This window comes from Levilactobacillus fuyuanensis, from assembly GCF_003946395.1.
GTDB lineage: Bacteria > Bacillota > Bacilli > Lactobacillales > Lactobacillaceae > Levilactobacillus > Levilactobacillus fuyuanensis.
In genome coordinates this window covers 42498-62295 of the sequence record NZ_RHNZ01000001.1, presented here as the reverse complement: position 1 = coordinate 62295, position 19798 = coordinate 42498, and the positions used below count along the sequence as shown (strand labels likewise).

The 19798-nt window shown below is 48.6% G+C and carries 19 protein-coding genes and 1 tRNA gene; 9 read left to right on the top strand and 11 right to left on the bottom strand.

Annotation, left to right across the window (positions count from 1 at the left end):
- The first annotated feature begins 43 nt into the window (after nucleotides 1–43).
- Nucleotides 44–2359 (top strand): single-stranded-DNA-specific exonuclease RecJ, encoded by a 2316-nt coding sequence (gene recJ, locus EKM73_RS00290; protein WP_125700027.1) that lies wholly within the window; start codon nucleotides 44–46, stop codon nucleotides 2357–2359.
- Nucleotides 2360–2380: 21 nt separating this feature from the next.
- Nucleotides 2381–2899, top strand: coding sequence for an adenine phosphoribosyltransferase (locus EKM73_RS00285; RefSeq protein ID WP_125700026.1), 519 nt, complete (start codon nucleotides 2381–2383; stop codon nucleotides 2897–2899).
- Between the two features lie 112 nt (nucleotides 2900–3011).
- On the opposite strand, the gene EKM73_RS00280 is transcribed toward EKM73_RS00285, so the two are convergent.
- The 8 genes from EKM73_RS00280 to EKM73_RS00245 form a co-directional block, all read right to left on the bottom strand.
- Nucleotides 3012–4193, bottom strand: a complete 1182-nt coding sequence (locus EKM73_RS00280; protein ID WP_125700025.1) for a CynX/NimT family MFS transporter — start codon at nucleotides 4191–4193, stop codon at nucleotides 3012–3014.
- A gap of 198 nt (nucleotides 4194–4391) precedes the next feature.
- Complete coding sequence (locus EKM73_RS00275) at nucleotides 4392–4844, bottom strand: universal stress protein (protein WP_125700024.1); 453 nt, start codon at nucleotides 4842–4844, stop codon at nucleotides 4392–4394.
- A 472-nt stretch (nucleotides 4845–5316) separates the two neighbouring features.
- Complete coding sequence (locus tag EKM73_RS00270) at nucleotides 5317–6495, bottom strand: exonuclease domain-containing protein (RefSeq protein ID WP_125700023.1); 1179 nt, start codon at nucleotides 6493–6495, stop codon at nucleotides 5317–5319.
- Between the two features lie 88 nt (nucleotides 6496–6583).
- Nucleotides 6584–6671: transfer RNA gene (locus EKM73_RS00265), tRNA-Ser, on the bottom strand.
- Nucleotides 6672–6723: 52 nt separating this feature from the next.
- Nucleotides 6724–7122, bottom strand: coding sequence for a TIR domain-containing protein (locus tag EKM73_RS00260; RefSeq protein WP_125700022.1), 399 nt, complete (start codon nucleotides 7120–7122; stop codon nucleotides 6724–6726).
- A 279-nt stretch (nucleotides 7123–7401) separates the two neighbouring features.
- Nucleotides 7402–7878 carry a nucleoside-diphosphate kinase gene (gene ndk, locus EKM73_RS00255; protein WP_125700021.1) on the bottom strand — a complete coding sequence of 159 codons (477 nt, stop codon included), beginning with the start codon at nucleotides 7876–7878 and terminating at the stop codon, nucleotides 7402–7404.
- Between the two features lie 179 nt (nucleotides 7879–8057).
- Complete coding sequence (locus EKM73_RS00250) at nucleotides 8058–8240, bottom strand: PspC domain-containing protein (protein ID WP_125700020.1); 183 nt, start codon at nucleotides 8238–8240, stop codon at nucleotides 8058–8060.
- 23 nt (nucleotides 8241–8263) lie between these two features.
- Complete coding sequence (locus EKM73_RS00245; RefSeq protein ID WP_125700019.1) at nucleotides 8264–8926, bottom strand: histidine phosphatase family protein; 663 nt, start codon at nucleotides 8924–8926, stop codon at nucleotides 8264–8266.
- A gap of 165 nt (nucleotides 8927–9091) precedes the next feature.
- Between EKM73_RS00245 and EKM73_RS00240 the strand changes: the two genes are divergently transcribed.
- Nucleotides 9092–9973 carry a PPK2 family polyphosphate kinase gene (locus EKM73_RS00240; protein ID WP_125700018.1) on the top strand — a complete coding sequence of 294 codons (882 nt, stop codon included), beginning with the start codon at nucleotides 9092–9094 and terminating at the stop codon, nucleotides 9971–9973.
- A gap of 336 nt (nucleotides 9974–10309) precedes the next feature.
- Nucleotides 10310–11479: a hydroxymethylglutaryl-CoA synthase gene (locus tag EKM73_RS00235; protein ID WP_125700017.1), complete on the top strand. Its 1170-nt coding sequence runs from the start codon at nucleotides 10310–10312 to the stop codon at nucleotides 11477–11479.
- Between the two features lie 60 nt (nucleotides 11480–11539).
- Here the strand turns inward: EKM73_RS00235 and EKM73_RS00230 are convergent, their stop codons facing one another.
- Nucleotides 11540–12121: a hypothetical protein gene (locus tag EKM73_RS00230; protein ID WP_125700016.1), complete on the bottom strand. Its 582-nt coding sequence runs from the start codon at nucleotides 12119–12121 to the stop codon at nucleotides 11540–11542.
- Nucleotides 12122–12342: 221 nt separating this feature from the next.
- On the opposite strand from EKM73_RS00230, the gene EKM73_RS00225 reads away from it, so the two are divergent.
- Entirely contained in the window at nucleotides 12343–12783 is a 441-nt protein-coding gene (locus tag EKM73_RS00225) for a nucleoside 2-deoxyribosyltransferase (RefSeq protein ID WP_125700015.1), read from the top strand.
- Between the two features lie 71 nt (nucleotides 12784–12854).
- Here the strand turns inward: EKM73_RS00225 and lexA are convergent, their stop codons facing one another.
- Nucleotides 12855–13484 (bottom strand): transcriptional repressor LexA, encoded by a 630-nt coding sequence (gene lexA / locus EKM73_RS00220; RefSeq protein ID WP_020088607.1) that lies wholly within the window; start codon nucleotides 13482–13484, stop codon nucleotides 12855–12857.
- 477 nt (nucleotides 13485–13961) lie between these two features.
- On the opposite strand from lexA, the gene EKM73_RS00215 reads away from it, so the two are divergent.
- The 4 genes from EKM73_RS00215 (at nucleotide 13962) to EKM73_RS00200 (ending at nucleotide 18214) form a co-directional block, all read left to right on the top strand.
- Nucleotides 13962–14213 carry a DUF896 domain-containing protein gene (locus EKM73_RS00215; protein ID WP_125700014.1) on the top strand — a complete coding sequence of 84 codons (252 nt, stop codon included), beginning with the start codon at nucleotides 13962–13964 and terminating at the stop codon, nucleotides 14211–14213.
- A 98-nt stretch (nucleotides 14214–14311) separates the two neighbouring features.
- Nucleotides 14312–14539, top strand: a complete 228-nt coding sequence (locus EKM73_RS00210) for a YneF family protein (RefSeq protein ID WP_020088605.1) — start codon at nucleotides 14312–14314, stop codon at nucleotides 14537–14539.
- Nucleotides 14540–14673: 134 nt separating this feature from the next.
- Nucleotides 14674–16431, top strand: coding sequence for an ABC transporter ATP-binding protein (locus EKM73_RS00205; protein ID WP_125700013.1), 1758 nt, complete (start codon nucleotides 14674–14676; stop codon nucleotides 16429–16431).
- Complete coding sequence (locus EKM73_RS00200) at nucleotides 16424–18214, top strand: ABC transporter ATP-binding protein (RefSeq protein WP_125700012.1); 1791 nt, start codon at nucleotides 16424–16426, stop codon at nucleotides 18212–18214. Before EKM73_RS00205 ends, EKM73_RS00200 begins: the two co-directional genes overlap by 8 nt.
- Before the next feature lie 924 nt (nucleotides 18215–19138).
- Here the strand turns inward: EKM73_RS00200 and EKM73_RS00195 are convergent.
- Complete coding sequence (locus tag EKM73_RS00195) at nucleotides 19139–19786, bottom strand: lysophospholipid acyltransferase family protein (RefSeq protein WP_125700011.1); 648 nt, start codon at nucleotides 19784–19786, stop codon at nucleotides 19139–19141.
- Nucleotides 19787–19798 lie beyond the last annotated feature (12 nt).

Sequence of the window (19798 nt, the reverse complement as noted above, 5' to 3'; positions counted from 1 at the left end):
CAGTGACACCGCTTTTCTAACGTTTAGAAAGGATGATTTGCTGGTGATTGCCGCACAATACCAATGGAACATTAAGAATGTTGACCAGCCCTCTGCGGAGGCGCAGGCGCTAGCGAAGACCGCAGAGATTTCGCCGATTGTTGCTCAGATTCTGTGGAATCGGGGCTATCAAACGCCGGATGCTGCGCATGCCTTCTTGCATCCAGGACCGGAACAGCTGCACGATCCTAACCTTCTGCACGATATGCAAAAGGGTGTCGACCGGATTGAGGACGCCATCGGAAGCGACCAGCAGATTACGATCTACGGGGACTACGATGCCGACGGGGTCACGAGCACGTCGATTCTTTACGAAACGCTCAATGAGATGGGCGCCAAGGTCAACACCTATATTCCCAATCGTTTTACTGACGGTTATGGGCCAAACGTAGCGGCTTTTAAAAAGCTGATTGCGGCGGGTACCCAGCTCATTGTGACGGTGGACAACGGGGTCGCTGGTAATGAGGCGATTGCGGCGGCAAACGAAGCTGGCGTGGACGTGGTTGTCACGGATCACCATGAACTTCCTCAAGAATTACCCGCTGCCTATGCCATCATTCATCCGCGATATCCCGGTGCTGAATATACCTTTGGCGGTTTGTCCGGTGCTGGTGTGGCGTTTAAGGTTGCGCAAGCACTACGCGAAGAGATTCCTCAAGATGTCTTGGACCTCGCGGCTATCGGAACAGTGGCTGATTTGGTGCCATTAGTCGATGAAAATCGAGTGTTGGTCTACTTCGGTCTCCAATTGTTAAAACAAGATGAACGGCCGGGTTTGCAAGCGCTCATGACCGGGGCGGGGATTAAGCCTGAAGAACTGACCGAGCAATCGATTGGCTTCGGCATTGCGCCCCGCTTGAACGCACTGGGCCGGCTGGAAGATGCCAGTCCTGCAGTCGAGTTACTGACGACGCTGGATGACGCCCGGGCCAAGGAATTGGCTCAGCAGACCGAGGAAAAGAATCGTAAACGTCAGGAACTGGTCCAACAGATCAGTCAGGCGGCCTTGGCACAAGCTGAGGACGCCGATCACCGTGACCGGGCCGCACTGATTATCAGTGGGCACGACTGGCACGAAGGCGTTCTGGGAATCGTTGCCAGCAAGGTCGTTGAGACGACGGGCAAGCCGGCATTGGTTCTGAACGTCAATGCGGATGGTCGGGCTAAAGGGTCTGGCCGAAGCGTGGCCGCATTCAACCTCTTTGAGGCCTTAGGCGGTCATAGAGACCTGATGACGGCATTTGGTGGTCATCACATGGCTGTTGGGTTAACGGTGCCTAGCGAGCAACTAGGTGCCTTAGCTGATGCCTTGGATCAGGAGGCAAGTAACCAGAAACTGGCCGAAAGTGGGCCGGCCGAGGTGCCGGTGGCGGCCTCCTTAGAGGTTGGTGCGGTCACGTCAAATCTGTATCAAGAGCTGGCACAATTGGCACCATTTGGAACGGATAACAGCCAGCCGTTGTTTGCCTTTGAGACGGCGACGTTGACGCAGATCAAGGCGATTGGTAAAGACAAGTCTCACCTGAAGTTTCAGCTTCAGGAAGGCAATCATCAACTCAACGCTATTCAATTTGGTGCTGGAAATGAAGTCGCGGCTCTGAGTGCGGCGCCGGATTCGGCAGCAGTTCTGGGTGCTATCGAGGATAATGTCTGGCAGGGTCGGCATTCGCTACAGGTGATGGTCAAGGATCTTCGGCTAACGGATAATTCAGTAAAAGTTGAACGGACTAATCAGCTTCACCAAAAAATGTTCCAGCAACCCGGAACGTACGTGTTCTTCCACAACAACGTGTTCAGACAGTTAGCTAACCAACTACCAGAAACGGCGACGGCACTGCTTTATGACGGAAGTGTGGCTGAAAAGTTACCGGCCGATTCTGCCGTGTTTATTGTGGATTGTCCGGATGCCACGACTGATTTAGAGACGGTTTTAAAACAACTGCAACCCGCGCAAATCACGGCTTATCTCTATAAGAAAGAAAGTCTTTCGCAATTAGGGATGCCAACTCGCTCGCAATATGCTAAACTATTTAAGTTCGTTGCAACGCATCAACAAGTAGATGTGGGGCACCAATTGGCGCAACTGGCAACTTTCTTGCAAATTCCACGAACCCAGTTAGTCTTCATGATTCAGGTGTTCTTCGAGTGTGGCTTCATCGCAATCGATCATGGCATCATGAATGGTGTGGCGCACCCGGAGCACAAGAATCTGACAGCGGCCCCGAGTTACCAACTTCGGCAACAACAGATGCAGACGGAACAAGATCTCTTGGCCTGTCCGGCTGCGGCGTTAACGAAGCGTCTTACCGCATTGATATAAAATAAAGGAGCTACTTAACTTATGGCAACTGATTTTACGAAATATATTGCTTCCGTTCCAGACTACCCAGAAAAGGGTATCATGTTCCGGGACATCTCCCCACTAATGGCGGACGGTGAGGCTTTCCACGCCGCAACCGACGAAATTGTCGCATATGCTAAAGACAAGGGTGTCGAAATGGTCGTGGGTCCAGAAGCCCGCGGATTCATCGTTGGCTGTCCTGTAGCGTACCAAATGGGCATCGGTTTCGCACCTGCTCGTAAGCAAGGCAAGTTGCCACGGCCAACGGTCAAGGCATCTTATGACTTGGAATACGGCACGTCAGCGCTCTACCTGCACAAGGATGCCATCAAGCCGGGCCAAAAGGTTTTGGTTACCGATGACCTCTTAGCCACTGGTGGGACCATTGGTGCAACCATCCAATTGGTCGAAGACTTGGGTGGTATCGTGGTTGGTACGGCCTTCCTGATTGAATTGGAAGAACTGCACGGTCGCGACAAGCTGAAGGGCTACGATGTCTTCAGTTTGATGACTTACTAAGATAATGAAAAATGGCTTTACCACCGGATCTCGATGGTAAAGCCATTTTATTTTGGGCATAAAAGTTAACAGGCGGAATCTCTGGCAGCCGCAGGCGATGGTTTTAAACCAGTTAATTCTGAATCATACCGCGCCGTTGGACGATGATGCCTGTGGTGGTCAGTGCTATCGCGAAGATGACCAGTAGCCAGATCACCGGCATCCAGGAACCACTGAATTGTCGTAAGTAACCGAAAAGAATCGGACCGACCGCCGCCAGCAGGTAACCCGCGGACTGGGCCATACCAGAGATGGCCGCCGTTTGATATGGGTTCGTTGTCTTTTCCGTAAAGAACATGATGGCGAGGTTAAATGCCACTCCGGAGCCCAGACCAGTAACTAACGAGACGATGGTGAGGAAGGGCACGGAGTTGGTATCGATCAGCCACGTGAGCGGAGCGACGACATAGCCTAGCGTCATGATACTCAGCAGAATACTGACACCGTGGCGTTTGTTAAAAAGGAGTGGCACCATAAATGAGAGCGGTAGACCACTGATTTGAAGCAGTGTCAGGAGGTTACTGGACGTAATGGTCGAGACGCCGTGAACAGCCAGAATTGATGGCATCCAGGTAATAATCGCATAGTAGACCAACGACTGCAAACCAAAGAATAAGGTAATCAGCCAGCCCAGCGGTTGCCGCCAGACACTCTGAAAGTGAGGAACGTGGGATCGCTGTTCATCGGTCAACGGCTCCTGCCGTTTTGCACGAATATTTGGAAACCAGGCAAAGATAGCGATGATACTGATGACCCCCAAGTAGGCTTGGGTGGCGGCGAGACTGGTCCGAGAAATTAGGATTCCAGAAACGGCAGTCCCAATAGCCCCAACAAGGAGCATCGACAGGGTGTACAGACTCGTTCCCAGGCGAATCTTGTAGGGCATGTGTTCCTTGATTAAGGCTGGCACCAGTACATTACCACTGTCGATCCCAACGCCGACAAGAAACGTCCCGAAAAGTAGGGCTGGTAAGGTGGGGATGATTCGGAGGTAAGTCCCGATGATCAGCAGTAAGAAGAGGCTGAAGACGGTCCGCTCGTTACCCCAGCGCTGTGCTAATTTCACAATGATCGGTGAAAAAATAGCAAAGGTCACCAGGGGAATCGACGTGATCAGTCCAGCCATTGAACTGGGAAGATTCAGAGATTTTTCAATACTGGGAAGTAAGGGTGGAATAATGGTGATTGGTAAACGGAGGTTGGCGGCGATCAGCATCATGCCGACCAGGAACCAACGAGGTTGCGTTTGTTTCAAAATAAATACCTCCTATGAATTGTTCGTCAGTCTATTATAGCTTGGTCAGTGGATGGAAGAAAAGGGGGTCAGCAGGATTTCTTTCATGAAAACGGCATTAAGTATAATTAGATTAATGGAAATCTCCTGAAACACAAAAAAGCAGAGAGGGGAGGACCTCTCTGCAAGCTTTAGTTGACAACTTAAGGTGGAATCGACTTACTCGTGCGGTTCGGGTAGGTCGTTGACGACGATCACGTTGGGTTCAGCGTGCTGAACCACGTAATTTGTCGTGGAACCCACGATCATGCGGGAGAACGCGTTCGTTCCGGACTTACCCATGACGATGAGGTCGATTGGACTATCTGTGGCGTTAGCAAGTTCAACAATTATCTGTTTTGGTGCGCCTTCACGAACCAGCATCGTAGTTTCCAGATTTGCTTCTTCAGCGTAATCACGAGCCGCTTCTAGAATTTCTTGGCTGGTATCGCGGAGACTTTTGATTACGGCTGCGTAGCCACCACCCAGGCCTTGCGCGGAGAACTGGGTAATGTCAATGACGTGCAGGAGAATCAGTTTGGCATGCCAGTCCTGAGCCAAGTCAATCGCGGTCTTGAGCGCTTCATTAGCGTTACTGGAGCCATCGAGTGGAACGAGTAGGCGTTTATACATGGGTGTTACCTCCTTCGATATGGTTGGGGGCAGCAGGCAATATGTGGTGACACTAGTCGATTAACGCTAATTCACTGACGATGGAAATACCTGGGAGTTACGTCAGTGAATTAATTAACTAATGGATTAGATTAGTTAATGGTTATATTATGCATTAAAATGATTAACTTAGCAAGTAAAAAACAACCAAAAAATAAAAAAAGTCATTCCTGATAAGAAATGACTGGGTCGGTAAACAGCCGAACTTATTGATCGCGGCGGGAAAGGAAGTAACTGTAGAGTGCGATTCCTAGGGCAACGACGACAAGAATCAAGCCGATGAGTTTGAACATGGAAAGACTTCTTTCTAATTAGAAATATTACATTCAGTATAATATATTTTTTAAAATTACGCCTTACTCGATGCAGTTACTGCTGGATTCCTGAAATTTCTGTACGAGACTGTTGGAGAAGCTAGTTTGCAACAGCGCTTTTAGTTAGAGATCGCAACTGGTGCCAACAATTGTTGGAAATCATTGTAGGAAATTAGTTTGATTTTACCGCCGTCCTTTGCCAATGACAGAGCCTTAAGTTCACTGGTACTATGAATACCATCGGTCAGGCGACTGGATGTCTGAGTACCACAGATAAGATAATCGGTTAATCCGGAAACACTTGTAGTGTAGCGGCCACCATGGGTGGTGATGTCTTCAATCACTTCATCACGGTCGGCTTCCATAAACTCACCGGTAATACAGAATCGCTGTCCCACAAGTGTCTGCGGAAATTTCCGATTATCGGTAATAGCTGTGAGGTGGTTATCACGGAGATGTTGATAAACAATGGCGTTCGTCTCACAGTCATTGAGCGAGTTATGAGAACGGTTATGGATGGCAAAATACGATTTCAATGTTGGCAATTTATGGTTAGGCAAGTCAGGCAGCTTTTTTCGGGCCAGTGGCAGAGTATCCAGGGCAAAAATGTCTGGTCGGTAAAATCCTTTAGCCATTAAAAAGGGCAAATCAAATCCAAAAATGTAATGGCCAATCATAGGCAGGTCTTCGATGAAGGTCGTGAAGTTCGCGATAACTTCATCATTTTCAGGAGCATCAACAAGGTCGGTATCTGTGATGCCTGTCAGGAGTGAGATTTTTTGTGAAAGCGCCGTGTGGGGATTGATGAAACTATTAAAGGTCGCGACCTGCTGATCATTGCGGTACTTGATAGCTGAAAGTTGGATGATGTGGTCATCGATACGACTAAAGCCAGTCGTTTCGATATCGAAGACGACAAAGTCAGTAAGATTACGGCGAAGGTGGTGTAGCCGTGGTTGTGGCCGTGGGGAGGCGGGGGCAATTGGCGTCACGTCTGATAACGTGGTGGGGGTATGTTCTGCTTGAGAATCCTGTGACGTGACTTCGGATGTATCGGCAGAGGGTGCAGGCAAATCACTGACGGCGATTTCAGTCGAATCGTCGGTAGAAGTGATTTTACTTAGCTGTTCGGCGCCTGTGTCAGATGGTATTGCCGGTTTCTCTGATGTTCTTTTTCCGAGCCGGTATAGGACATAAATGATACCGGCAATGATGAGTGCCCCCAAAACAAAGGGCCAAAATTCAATAACTAGGGCAACAATAAAAATCAGAAATAAAATAACAAAAATGATTTCCAAAACGAATTCCTCCAAAGAATAATTAATTTTTGGCAGAAAAAAGAACTTCGGTTACATATCGAAGTTCCAAAGAAACGCCGTTCAATTAAGGAGAGTACAGGAATTGAACCTGCGCGCCGGTATTAGCCGGTTCGACGGATTTCGAGTCCGTTGCATTACCACTCTGCCAACTCTCCAAGTCACTACTCATATATTTTACCAATAATGACTATAATTGCAAGCGTATTTTTAAATTATACCATCTGTCAAAATCTTAGGATCAAATGGGTCAATCCATGCGGGGGCAATCTCTAATAGACTTAGCGGGGAGATATTAGTACTGTCCAGCTTGGCGGCCAAGACTTGCTTATCTTCTTGGCGAGCCGTAGCAATTTCCCAATCGGTCCATTCCGATTGCCAGGTTTCGCGACTAATGATGACGAGGAGCCGATGGGAATGTTTAATTTCTTTTCGGAGACGCCGCCTGATAGTCGTTGCGTGAAAGCCAGTGAATTTGATGGGCAAGCGCTGCTCATGAAAGCTGATTGTGGGGAAGTCCCAGTCACGCGCTGCCCATTCGCGGAGTTGCTCTTGAAATGAATGGGCTAAGGGATCGGCTGACTGGTAGCTGATAAATAGATCACTCATATGGCTAACTCCCTTTCTGATTACCAACAGTTTAGTCCGTTAAGAAGTCAAAACCATTACAGGTATGTTTATTTCTTATGAATCCTATATAACAATACTAATTTATGCCTAGTGGGGCTGTATCGGTTGAGGTGAAATTAAGTATAACTGGCTGAGGACAACAAGTTGGAAGGAAACACTTCGAAAGTTAATGTTCGTAAAGGCGGGTAGCAAATAGGCAAAGAAAAACGCTTGGCAAATTTTACCAAGCGTTTACATTAATCATTTAATTTTGAGTGCCTATTTAGCCCCAACTTTTTCCTTAGTCGCTACCTTTTGGTGAGCAGCGACGGCGAGTTCTGGGAACCAGATAGCAATCTCGTGGTGTGCGTTTTCTCGGCTATCAGCGGTATGCACGATGTTTCTCAGGATACCATCTGGATATTCGTGAGCGAAGTCGCCCCGAATCGTTCCAGGTTGGGCGTCATTAGGCCGCGTCTTACCCGCTAAATTGTGAACAGCTTTAACCACGTCAGTTCCGGTCACAATGATTGCAACGAGGGGACCTTCCTGCATGTAGGTCTCGATTTCTTTGAAGTAAGGCTTTTCAACTTGCTCCCTGTAGTGACGCTTTAATTGGTCAGTCGTTGCGTTGACCACCTTAAGCGCAGTAATTTGGTAGCGCTTACCTTCGAGCCGTGAAATAATATCTCCGATATGTCCTTCCGCAACACCATCCGGTTTAACTAAGACTAAAGTTTTTTCTGAATTTGCCATGGTAGAGAACCTCCTTGAGTTTTTAAAGCGTCCGTTATAACGGGTATAACGAGTTGTTAATTCAAATTGTAGACTAACCTTTCCGCAACGTCAATCGAATTGTGAATATTTTGATAGCGTTTTCATTATTTTATTTTTAAGCATGAAAAAAGTCCGATTTTACTCGGACTTGGGGCCGATTATTCGGGATCTCCCATGACCATCCACAGAATCAAGTAAACAATGATTCCGGGGAAGGGAGTGAGTGACAGTAAGAAGAAAATTAGACGGGCAATGCCGGGATTCCAGTCAAAGTGATCAGCAATTCCGCCAATAACCCCAGCGAAGACCCGATTATTTGTGGAACGATGGATATTTTTCATAGCGTAGTCCTCCTCCAGTTAATTTAGGATTGAAAATCAGTTTTGTTGAAGAAATCAACGTGAATATCATCATCGGTGATTTCTAGCTTGGTAATACTCCCGTTGATGGTGGCAATCCCTTCATCCAGATCAGGAGCGTAGCGGTCGATGATCGAGCGAATCGTCATCCCATGGGAAACGACCATGACCTGGTCGCCATCCTTGGTATTTTCCCGAAGCTTATTGAAGCCGCGGTCCAACCGTTCCCAGAACATGTCGTTGCTCTCAGCTTCGCCGTACAGGTCGGCTTGGTGAATCAGGTCTCGTGCTTTTTCCAAACCATAGGTGCCGAGCACCTTTGACTCAGAAGTTAGGCCAACCTGGGCCCCGACGAATTGCCACATTTGGTTCAAGTCATTACCTTCGAAGTAGCCGTGACACTGTTCGCGGAATTCGGGGTACTGGTAGGTCACAATATTCATATTATCCGGGTTTTCCTTGAGTGCGATTCGTGCTGTCTCAATAGCCCGGCCGGAGTCACTGCTATACGCAGCGGCGAGGGGAATGTTACTGAGCTGTTGACCAGCCCGCTTGGCATCGGCACGACCCTTTGCCGTGAGGGGAGAATCAATCCAGCCTTGGACCTTGTTATAGTGATTCAACATCGTTTGACCATGACGCACAAAATATGCCGTAAATTTCTTCATTTTTTTCGAGGCCTCCGTTGATCAAGTAAGTGTTTACATCCTCAGTATATCAAGCTTGAAAATAGAACGCGAAGATTTTGCCGCAACTTTTGTAAAAAGTGTGTATGTTCGCTGGAATCCGACTGGCAAGCATGCTATGGTGAAAGATATTAGGAGATGGTGTGCATGAGTACTGAGAGCAGTTATCGTTATACGGGTGAAAAATCAATTGATTTAGCACAGTTGGCAACGCGTGTTGAAAAAGGGCCGGACCAGGCCGTCATCAACAGTGCACTGGATGCCAACGTGGCAACCTTGAGCGACTTGCAGTCCCGACTATATTCCCAGAAGCAGCACGGGGTCATTGTAATCTTGCAGGGGATGGATACCGCCGGCAAGGATGGTCTGATTCGGCACGTCTTTAGTGGACTGAATCCATCTGGGACGAGTGTGGTCAGCTTTAAGGAACCGACGCACGTGCAATTAGCCCACGACTTTCTGTGGCGTGTCAATCAAGCCTTACCTTCACGAGGGGAGATTCGAATCTTTAACCGCTCCCAGTACGAGGACGTCTTGATCAGTCATGTCCATCCAGAAATGTTGACGACGCAAAATCTACCAGGAATCAATTCGGTGGCGGACGTCGATGATGAATTCTGGGATCACCGTTACCATGACTTGAAAAACTACGAAAAGTACTTGCGACACCAAGGCTTTGAAGTGGTTAAGATCTTCCTGCATCTGTCCAAAGATGAACAGACACATCGGTTCGAACGACGCATCGAAGTGCCTAGCAAAAACTGGAAGTTTGTGCCAAGCGATATGCAGGAGCGGGCCTTCTGGGACGACTACCTGGACGCGTACACCCAGATGCTGGAAAATACGGCAACCAAGAAGAGTCCATGGTATTTGATTCCAGCAGACGACAAGGGTGTGGCTCGGTTGATTGTCTCCAATATTATGATTGATCGATTACAGGCCTTGAACCCACAGTATCCTAAAGTGAGCTCGGAAACGAAGCAAAAGTTACGGTCTGTATTGCAAGAGTTGAAAGATCATAAATTGTAAGACATTGCTAGATACAAAAAGCTGCTTATAAAGGATTGTCGGACTACCGATGTCTCATGAATTGTAGCATACAAATACTGATATTTACTCTGGAGAACACCTGCATCTAGGTGGACACCAAGGTGAATATCAGTTTTTTTGGATTGGATAAATTAAGACTTTTTAGAGATTCAGTTGTCAACGGGTGACGGGCAAATGTAATGTAGTACAATGGTTAATAGTGAAATAACGGGATTGGTTTATTGCCCTGATGGTGTATGCAATGGGCACTTTGAAAAAATGAAGTCACACTAGAGTTGTACAATACATAAAGCCTAACGTAGGAGGAAGTAACTGATGACTGTAAGTGTTGGTATTGATAAAATCGGGTTCTATACGCCGAGTCTCTATTTAGATATGGCCGAGTTGGCCACTGCACGGGGAGAGGACCCCAACAAGTATTTGATTGGAATCGGGCAATCGAAACAAGCTGTGATCCCACCGACACAGGACATCGTGACAATGGCTGCCAATGCCGCTAGCCAGATCCTGACACCGGCATTGAAAGCCGAGGTAGCGATGGTTCTGTTTGGGACGGAATCTGGAATTGATAATTCTAAGGCCAGCGCCGTTTATCTCGCCCATCTGCTAGGCTTGTCCCCCAAAACACGGGCGATTGAGGTGAAGCAGGCTTGCTACGGGGCCACGGCTGGTCTTCAGTTGGCCGCTGATTATGTCCGCGTTCATCCGCAGGCTAAAGTGTTGGTCATTGGGGCAGATGTGGCTCGGTACGGTCTTCGGACGGCTGGGGAGGTTACCCAAGGCGGCGGCGCGGTTGCCATGTTAGTGACGGCTGATCCTCAAATCTTGACGTTGGATATGGTCAGCAGTTACCACACGGAAGACGTGATGGACTTCTGGCGGCCAACTTATCGGACTGAAGCCCTGGTTGATGGCAAGTACTCCACCAACGTTTACCTCGATTTCTTTAAGACTGTCTGGGCCGATTATCAGCAACAAACCAACCGCACCATTGTGGACTTTGACGCCTTCGTCTTCCATTTACCATTTACTAAGATGGGACGCAAGGGGCTTCGACAGATTCTACCAGAGGCCCAACCGGACCAACAGAAAAGCTTGAAAGCAGCTTTTGAGGCCAGCCAAGAGGATAACCGGAACGTGGGTAACCTCTATACGGGATCGCTGTACCTTAGTTTGCTGTCACTGCTCCGGCATGGACAACTGACTGCGGGTGCTCGCCTGGGCTTCTTCAGTTATGGTTCCGGTGCGGAAGGGGAGTTCTTTAGTGGCATACTCCAACCTAACTACCAACGCGGATTCGATGGCGCTGCTCTGACGACATTACTTGCACAACGCAAACGTGTGAGTGTAGCAGAGTATGAGGATATTTATCGTGCCCAGTTGAGCAACGACAGCCGCGATGTGCAATTACCCGTGGGTGAGGAGGTCGCCCAGTACTACCTCGCTGGTCGGCAAAACCAGCAACGCCAATACCGCGAACAATAACATTTTGTATAAGACAATTAAAAAACGCTCCCTACCTTTCCTGAGGTGGGAGCGTTTGGTCTATTCAAATTGATTTTTGACGACGTAACCATCCTTGAATACCAGGACGGGGGACTGCTTGCCCACTCTGATCTGTAGGGTGTAGCCTTTGCCGAGTGATTTTTCTAGCGAGCCACTGGTCTTGGTGAAGTTCGTGACGAAACGGGGCCACTTGGCTTGTTTGGCCAAGCTGGGCTTCTTGTTTAGCGCTGCGATAGTTTGTTTCAGATCACTGTTGGTGACCGTCAGCGTGTAAGTTTTGCTGGATTTGTCAAAAGTGACGTCCCCCAACTTTGTCAGTGCCTTGGCTAACTGCTGTTTGACGCTCTGCTCGTTGTCGGCCTGGGTCACGCCACTCGAACTGGCTGAGAAGGCTTGGCCGGATTGCGAACTAATCTGACTCTGCTTGGCCGTATGGCTTGCTGGCGTATTGTCCTGAGACCAGTAGGGTAACTTCCAAATAGCAAAGATGGTTCCCAACAGCGCCAGTGTCATGAGAACAATCGAGCCGACCTTTGAGTCACCGTGTTGAATCGCTGTGGCAAGTGAAAATGCTGCAATTATTGTGATTAGACCGCCCATGATGGCAAATCCAAGAATCATAGTGAATCCCCCCAAAAAATTCTGTTGTTTTCAGTATAGCATGAAATAATTATATCGTGAAAGGGGTTACCTGGAACCGTTAAACTCGAATAATATTAACAAATTGATTAAATTAGGAACCCACAACGTTTTATAACCGAATATTAATTAAAATAGTGTCGCTAAAAGTTAACGTTTCCGGTATAATATAAAACACATAAGAGAGAAATGAGGAGATTAGTGTGACGAACGTTTATTTAGCAGGACCATTCTTTGATGATGAGCAAATTTCACGGATTGAACGGGTGGAACGTGCCTTAACCGCTAACCCCCGCGTGACAAATTTTTTTAGCCCCCGAAAGAGTGAAATTCCTGGGTTAACGATGGGTACGCCTGAATGGGCAACACAAACGTTCCAGATGGACGTGAGTCAAATCGACCAAGCAGACGTTGTGGTTGGCATGGTCGACTTTGTTGATGATCAGGTTGATTCTGGGACAGCTTTCGAAATTGGTTATGCCTTTCACAGTAAGAAACCCGTTGTTGTTCTTCACGAGAAGGATACAACGTTGAACTTGATGATTGCTGAGGGCCTGCACGCCTACGTTCAGGAAGCCGAAGCTCTAGCAGCTTACGACTTCTCAACGTTGCCTGAAAGTCATTATCACGGTAAAGTTATCTAAAATGCGTACAAAAAATTAGTCAATCAAAAACGGCTCCTCGTCAGTGACGGGGAGCCGTTTTAGGTCCAAGACTAGTGAACGTCATCGCGGAACAGGCCAACGACCTTACCTAAGATACTGACGTTGTTGAGGATGATTGGTGCCATGGTGTCGTTTTCCGGTTGCAGTCGGAAATGATCGGCTTCCTTGAAGAAACGTTTGCAGGTTGCTTCATTTTCTTCCGTCATTGCGATGACGATATCACCGTTATCGGCATTTTGTTGCCGGCGGACGATGACTTGGTCGCCATTAAGGATACCAATGTTAATCATACTTTCACCGCGAATCGTCAACATGAAGAGTTGATCATCATCGCGTTCAAATTCAGGTGGGACTGGGAAGTAGTCGGTTGCTTCCTGAACGGCTAAGATAGGTTCTCCGGCTGTAACGGTTCCCAAAACGGGAATTCGCGTCTGTTGTTCGTGGACGCCTAGTTCTTCTAAACCGGCAGGAGTGACTTCCAAAGCTCGTGGCTTGGTTGGGTCCTTCGTCAGCAGGCCCTTCTTTTCTAGGCGGGCGATGTGGCCGTGCACCGTAGAGGTTGAGGAGAGAGAGACGGCTTCGCCAATCTCACGGACAGTCGGCGGATACCCTTTTTCGTTGACCCGTTCCCAAATGAAGCGTAGGACGGCTAACTGTTTACTTTCTGAAGCTTTGCTCATTTTTTCTGCCACCTCGTTCGTCATTCGTAGTATAGTTTAGTCATAGTGTAGCATAGGTTTCCAGCGTTTTCAAACAGATGTTCGGTTAAATCTAGACATTAATATATTTATGATGGGCTGGGTTTGCAAGACAGACGATATAATTGTCCCGTAAACGTTGTTAATTCAGGATTCATAACCGGTTGACAGTCACTGGCGACCCGGCGAACAGAAGTGCTGGCTAGCGCTAATTATTTTAGCTGTCAGTCAATCTTGTGACGTAATCGGTCGAAAGACACTAAAATTAGGTCATTTACGGTCTGATAATTGAAATTTGAAATTAACCCTGATATGATAGGGCTTGTCTTGAAATGGCGATGGCAGTAGTTGTCAAAGTTTCATTTGGAATGTGACGTGGGCGTCACGCGACCGTTCGGTGTTAAAACTGCGGGCGTGTGATGACTCAAATTCAAAAATAAACTTAAAGGAGGATTGTTCATGGCTGAAGAAACGATGGACACCTTATTAGTTCGTATCAACGAACTGGCCCACAAGGCCAAAACAAGTGAAGGCCTCACCCCTGCTGAAACGGCAGAACGGGCAACCTTACGGAAGAAGTACCTCAAGTTATTCCGGGCCAGCTTTAAGAGCCAGGTCGAAATGATGCAGGTTTACGACAAAAGCGGTAAGGAAGTTACGCCAGAAAAAGTCCGTGATATCCAGCGTGAAAAGGGTTTACGGGACAATTAATTGCGAGGGCGGGTCTTTTTAATGGATTCGCTCTTTTATTTTGCGTTAAATTTGTGTAAAATTGTAAACTGAATGACTTTATAAAGGAGGGGAATACCTTGTCAACTTGGATCTGGATCATTATCGTCATCGTTGTCGGCCTTGGCTGTGCTGCTGGAGGCTTCTTCGGTGCCCGTAAGTACATGGAAAACTACCTGAAAGACAATCCGCCAATTAACGAAGATCAACTGCGTGCTATGATGTTGCAAATGGGACAAAAACCATCTCAACGGAAGTTACATCAAATGATGAATGCGATGCAACAACAATCACACAACAAAAAGTAGATCTGGTTTTACTGACGACTCGCTTCCAGTTTCCGTGGGGGCGAGTTTTTTTGTTTGCATTTTTATTTAATTTCTGTAAAATTGGAAAGTCTGTTACAATTTAATCATATTTTAATCTTAAAGGAGGGACGTTCGTGAGTATCTTTCGTAAATTGGCTTGGTATTTTCGCCTGGAGTGGCGGACTTACCTGGCCGGCATCATTGGTCTGATCTTAACGGCCATCATTGCTATTATTCCGCCGCGAATCATTGGGAACATGGTTGACGGCATTCACGGGCAGACCATGACCGGACGGCTCTTAGCCATCGACTTGGGTTTGGTCACCCTGGCGGCTTTGGGGCAATATGCCACGCGTTATATGTGGCGTAACGCCATCTGGGGGGGCGCTGCTCACCTAGAACAACTTTTGCGGAATCGGCTATTCAGTCACTTCATGGTGATGGATCGCGAATTCTACCAACATTATCGGACCGGTGACTTGATGGCCCACGCGACCAATGACTTGGAAGCCGTACAACGGGTGGCCGGCGGGGGGATTCTCCAGTTTGCCGATGCCATCATCACTGGGGGGACGACCCTGATCGCCATGATGACGTTGATTGACTGGCGGCTTACGCTGATTGCAATTATTCCCTTTCCGTTTCTCGCCGTCATCTCGTGGTTTCTTGGTCAACGGATTCACCAGGCCTTCGGGGCATCACAGGCGGCCTTCTCACGCCTGAATAATAAGGCGCAGGAAAGTATCAGCGGGATCAAAGTCATCAAAGCACTCGGCCAAGAAGACGCCGATGTGGCCGACTTCGACAGCCAGGTTGCACGGACGATTAAGATCAACCGGCGTGTGAACCGGCTAGATTCGTTGTTTGATCCGGCGATTACGCTGGTTATCTCGCTGTCCTACGTGGCAACCATCGTGCTCGGGGGTCTGTTCGTGACCCACAACGTCATCACCATTGGGAACCTGGTCTCTTTTATCAGCTACTTAGCGATGATGGTTTGGCCAATGTTTGCCGTGGGAATGCTGTTCAACACCATGGAACGGGGGAATGCCAGTTATGACCGGGTCATGGAACTGTTGAATCAGAAGACCCACATCATCGACCGGGTTAATGGGTTGAAGACGCGTCCAACTGGGACCTTGAGCTATCACATTAACCGCTTCGACTATCCCGATGACGCCGGAGCCAGCCTCCAACGGATCGATTTTGATCTGCAGGCGGGCAAGACCCTCGGTATCGTTGGTCGCGTCGGTGCTGGGAAATCTACCATTATGAAATTAATTCTGCGGGAGTTTGACGCCTACGATGGTGAGATTCAATTCGGTGGACATCCCATTAAGGATTATGCACTGGACAGTTATTTACCAGCTATCGGTTACGTACCACAGGAGAGCTTCCTGTTCTCCTCAAATATTTTCGAAAACATTCGCTTTGCGCGACCAGAAGCAACGCAAGCTGAGGTCGAAGCAGCCGCGGCTAAGAGTGATCTGTCTGGGCAAATTGCGCAGTTGCCCGAGGGTTATGATACCCAAGTGGGTGAGGAAGGGATTTCCTTGTCCGGTGGGCAACGGCAACGGATGGCCATTGCACGGGCCCTTCTGATCAACCCTGAACTGTTGATCTTGGATGATGCCTTATCTGCCGTCGATGCCGAGACCGAGGCCGAAATCCTGGCCAACCTGAAGGCCGAACGGGCCAACAAGACAACTATTATTTCTGCACACCGGTTGAGCTCCGTGATGGGGGCCGATGAAATCCTGGTACTCGATCACGGTGAGGTCGTCGAACGGGGGACCCACGCCCAATTGATGGCTGCTCACGGCTGGTACCAACGAATGTTTGATCAACAACAATTAGAGACGCAAGTGAAGGGAGGCGTTAGTGATGACTGATAAGCACGAATCCGCATGGGCGCATAGCATGACGACCAAGGAACAGTGGACGGTCATCAAACGCCTGCTGAAGTTTGCGGCACCGTACAAGTGGTTCTTCATTGGCTCGATTATTCTGTCGGCGGTCATCAGTGGGATCAACGTGTTCCTGCCATGGTTGTTGCAGACCTATATGGACCGTTACCTACGGACCAGTAATGCGACAATCGCCATCATGTGGATGTTCGCCGGGCTATACTTCTTTGGTATGGTGACGCGGGCCCTCATGCAGTTCTGGCAGAACTATACCAGTACCATGGGTGCGGAGTACATGCTGGAAAATGTTCGGCGAAAACTCTTTAGTCAGCTACACCAAAAGGGGATGCGTTACTTCGACCAGACGCCGGGGGGCTCGATTCTCTCACGGTTGATGAATGATACGATGACGTTCTCCAACTTCTGGGCGTTGCTCAACACGCTGATCTTAGCCATCTTTGCGGTCATTTCGTCCTTTACGGCGATGTACTTCACGGATGTGACGGTTGCGTTATGGACGCTGGTGTTGGTGCCATTCCTGGGCGTGACGATCTGGTATTACCAGCGTTACAGTTCCAAAGTGTATCGGCGGATGCGGGAACGGCTGAGTGAGCTGAACACCAAGCTGGCCGAGGCCATCACGGGGATCAGCGTTATTCAGGAATTCCGGCAAGAGCGGCGGACATCGGCTAACTTTGAGACGACCAACCAAGCCTATTACGACACGCGTAAGGCCATGATTCGGACGAACTCCTTACTGTTGAGTCCCATCATTAATCTGTTCTACGCATTGGGCACCGTCATTGTGTTGGGGATGTTCGGGATGCGTGGACTCCATGAGGTCGTTGCGGCCGGGGTTATTTATGCCTTCATTACGTACCTGAACAACTTCTACAGTCCAATGAGTAATATGATGGATAGCCTGAGTGACTTCCAAAACGGGATGGTTGCCGGTTCACGGGTCTTGCGAGTGGTCGATGACCAAACGTTGGCTCCCGCGCAACATCCCGTGGCGGATGCCAAAATTACTCGTGGTAAGGTTGAATTCCGTCACGTGACCTTTGCTTACGATGAAGAACATCCTGTCCTGAGAGACGTGTCCTTCGTCGTTGAGCCGGGGCAAACGGTGGCATTGGTCGGTCAGACCGGTTCTGGGAAAACATCGACGATCAACGTGTTGATGCGCTTCTACGAGTTCCAATCCGGCCAAGTTCTGATTGATGACCGGGACATTCGTGAGTATCCCGCTGAAGAGTTGCGGACAAAATTGGGGCTGGTGCTCCAGGAACCACAACTATTCTACGGGGATATTCAGACCAATATTCGGATGTTCAATCCGGATATCTCGGACGATCAGGTGCAACGCGCAGCCCACTTTGTGCAGGCCGATGAGTTCATTGATCAGTTGCCACAAGGCTATGCGACGCCGGTATTGGAACGGGGAACGGAATACTCCGCCGGACAACGGCAGTTGATTACCTTTGCGCGTACGGTGGTGACTGATCCGAAAATTCTGATTCTGGATGAGGCCACGGCCAACGTGGATACTGAAACGGAAACCATGATTCAGACTGGACTGTCCCGGATTCAGGAAAACCGGACGACGATTGCGATTGCCCACCGGTTATCGACAATTCAAAATGCCGACCTGATTCTGGTGTTGAACCGCGGTAAGATTGTGGAACGTGGGACCAACGATTCGCTGATGCAACAGCACGGGTACTACTACGATATGATTCAGCTGCAGAACGCGGCACACGTCGACTAGTTTTCGGTAATTTATTGATAAATATTTGATTTTGGCATCCAATTCGATTCTGAGTTGGATGCCTTTTTTTTGCTTATGAGGCTAAAGGGTGAAAGATGAAATACTTGCCTTGTCCCGGTATTGATAAGAATTCACGCCGTTAAATTAGTCAAAATTGGCACTCCGGCTGTCAGAGATTCCGCCTGCTGTGGGGACGCTTCAGACTGGAAGAACACCAGTCTTCTCGCTCGCTTTGAAGCCACGAAGAACACGTGTCTCCGAAGCCGCCCGTGGTCTAAGCTGGCTGAAAAATCGCCAGCTAACCCCACTTTCACGGCTGTCTCCATCCCTGACCTCCTCCGGCTCTAATTGGGTTTATCACGAAAACGGTTGGAAAACTTAGACATTTAGTGTTTTCAGCCTAATTGATAATGATTGTTACAGTCATTATCCAGTCGTCTAAGAACACCGTGTAAGCCGAGAGGTCGGCAGATATGGGCTCAGGCGCGTCGTTCTACTTAGTCAGTAAGTAAATTTCTTACTGGCTTAGTAGAAAACCAAGCTTGTAGACTCGGTTCTTTCGAGGCTTCAAGTTACGTTCGCACTGTTCCAGTCCATATCTTCCGACCGGTAAGGCGAAGAAATCACCAGGTTACCTAACTTTAGTTCCACCGTTGTTGTCAGAACAGTTGTGGCCGGGGCTTCAGAGCTTTTAACCTTTAGCTGTTCGGAATAGACCGATAGAAAAAGGCCCTCACTTAGTACTAATGTAATTTTTCCGGAATTTGTCTCATGATTTTGAGAAATAAGTCAAATATTCGTTTTAACTAGCGATTAGTTTCGTGGATGATTCAAAATTTAGGGCTTGGAGCAGCCTAGCTCTTAAATGGCAGTAGTAAAAGGGCCATCATCACCAGCGGTGTGCTAGTAATGATGGCCTTCAATTTAATCTTGATGGTCTTCTTTTTTCTTCTCGCCGGTGACATCCACGTACTCGAAGCTCGGGTTGATTTGCTTGTCTAGTGCGTTGAAGGCGGCTTGCATCTGTTGTTCGATGTCGGCTTGACCGGCTTCATCCAGCTTTAGCTTGCGGTCAATGGTGATCGGATCACCAAAGGCAACGGTCACGCGCTTTCTGGAGAATAGACGCTTGAAGGTCAGGGGACCTTGATAGACAGCGGGCACCAGTGGCACCTTAGCCATCTTGGCGATGACGGCCGCGCCGCCCTTGAGTTCCTGCGAATGGCGGGAACCCGAGGGAAACATGATTAAGGACAGGTCGCCCTTCCGCAGAATCCGGACTGGCGTTTTGATCGCCGATGGGCCCGGATGATCACGATTTACCGAAAAACCATTGACATGGTAGAGCAGCCATCGGAAAATGGAGTTTTGGAACAACTCTTCCTTGGCCATGAAACTAAACTTCCGGGGACTGGCGGCCAGCGCAAAGTAGACGGGGTCAAACCAAGTCCGGTGAGGCCCCACTAGAACGTAGGGGCCATCTGGTAATTTTTCACGGTTGAGATATTTAGCTTTTCCATTTACGATGAATAAGATAACGCGGATGACGTTCCGCAGAAACGAATAAAACATGAGTCGTGCTCC

Bases quoted from the DNA above. Each gene is read 5' to 3' on its own strand.
- EKM73_RS00285 (WP_125700026.1), top strand. From the start codon at position 2,381: ATGGCAACTGATTTTACGAAATATATTGCTTCCGTTCCAGACTACCCA.
- EKM73_RS00275 (WP_125700024.1), bottom strand. From the start codon at position 4,844: ATGTATAAACGCCTACTCGTTCCACTCGATGGCTCCAGTAACGCTAAT.
- EKM73_RS00260 (WP_125700022.1), bottom strand. From the start codon at position 7,122: ATGAGTGATCTATTTATCAGCTACCAGTCAGCCGATCCCTTAGCCCAT.
- ndk (WP_125700021.1), bottom strand. From the start codon at position 7,878: ATGGCAAATTCAGAAAAAACTTTAGTCTTAGTTAAACCGGATGGTGTT.
- EKM73_RS00250 (WP_125700020.1), bottom strand. From the start codon at position 8,240: ATGAAAAATATCCATCGTTCCACAAATAATCGGGTCTTCGCTGGGGTT.
- EKM73_RS00245 (WP_125700019.1), bottom strand. From the start codon at position 8,926: ATGAAGAAATTTACGGCATATTTTGTGCGTCATGGTCAAACGATGTTG.
- EKM73_RS00240 (WP_125700018.1), top strand. From the start codon at position 9,092: ATGAGTACTGAGAGCAGTTATCGTTATACGGGTGAAAAATCAATTGAT.
- EKM73_RS00235 (WP_125700017.1), top strand. From the start codon at position 10,310: ATGACTGTAAGTGTTGGTATTGATAAAATCGGGTTCTATACGCCGAGT.
- EKM73_RS00230 (WP_125700016.1), bottom strand. From the start codon at position 12,121: ATGATTCTTGGATTTGCCATCATGGGCGGTCTAATCACAATAATTGCA.
- lexA (WP_020088607.1), bottom strand. From the start codon at position 13,484: ATGAGCAAAGCTTCAGAAAGTAAACAGTTAGCCGTCCTACGCTTCATT.
- EKM73_RS00215 (WP_125700014.1), top strand. From the start codon at position 13,962: ATGGCTGAAGAAACGATGGACACCTTATTAGTTCGTATCAACGAACTG.
- EKM73_RS00200 (WP_125700012.1), top strand. From the start codon at position 16,424: ATGACTGATAAGCACGAATCCGCATGGGCGCATAGCATGACGACCAAG.
- EKM73_RS00195 (WP_125700011.1), bottom strand. From the start codon at position 19,786: ATGTTTTATTCGTTTCTGCGGAACGTCATCCGCGTTATCTTATTCATC.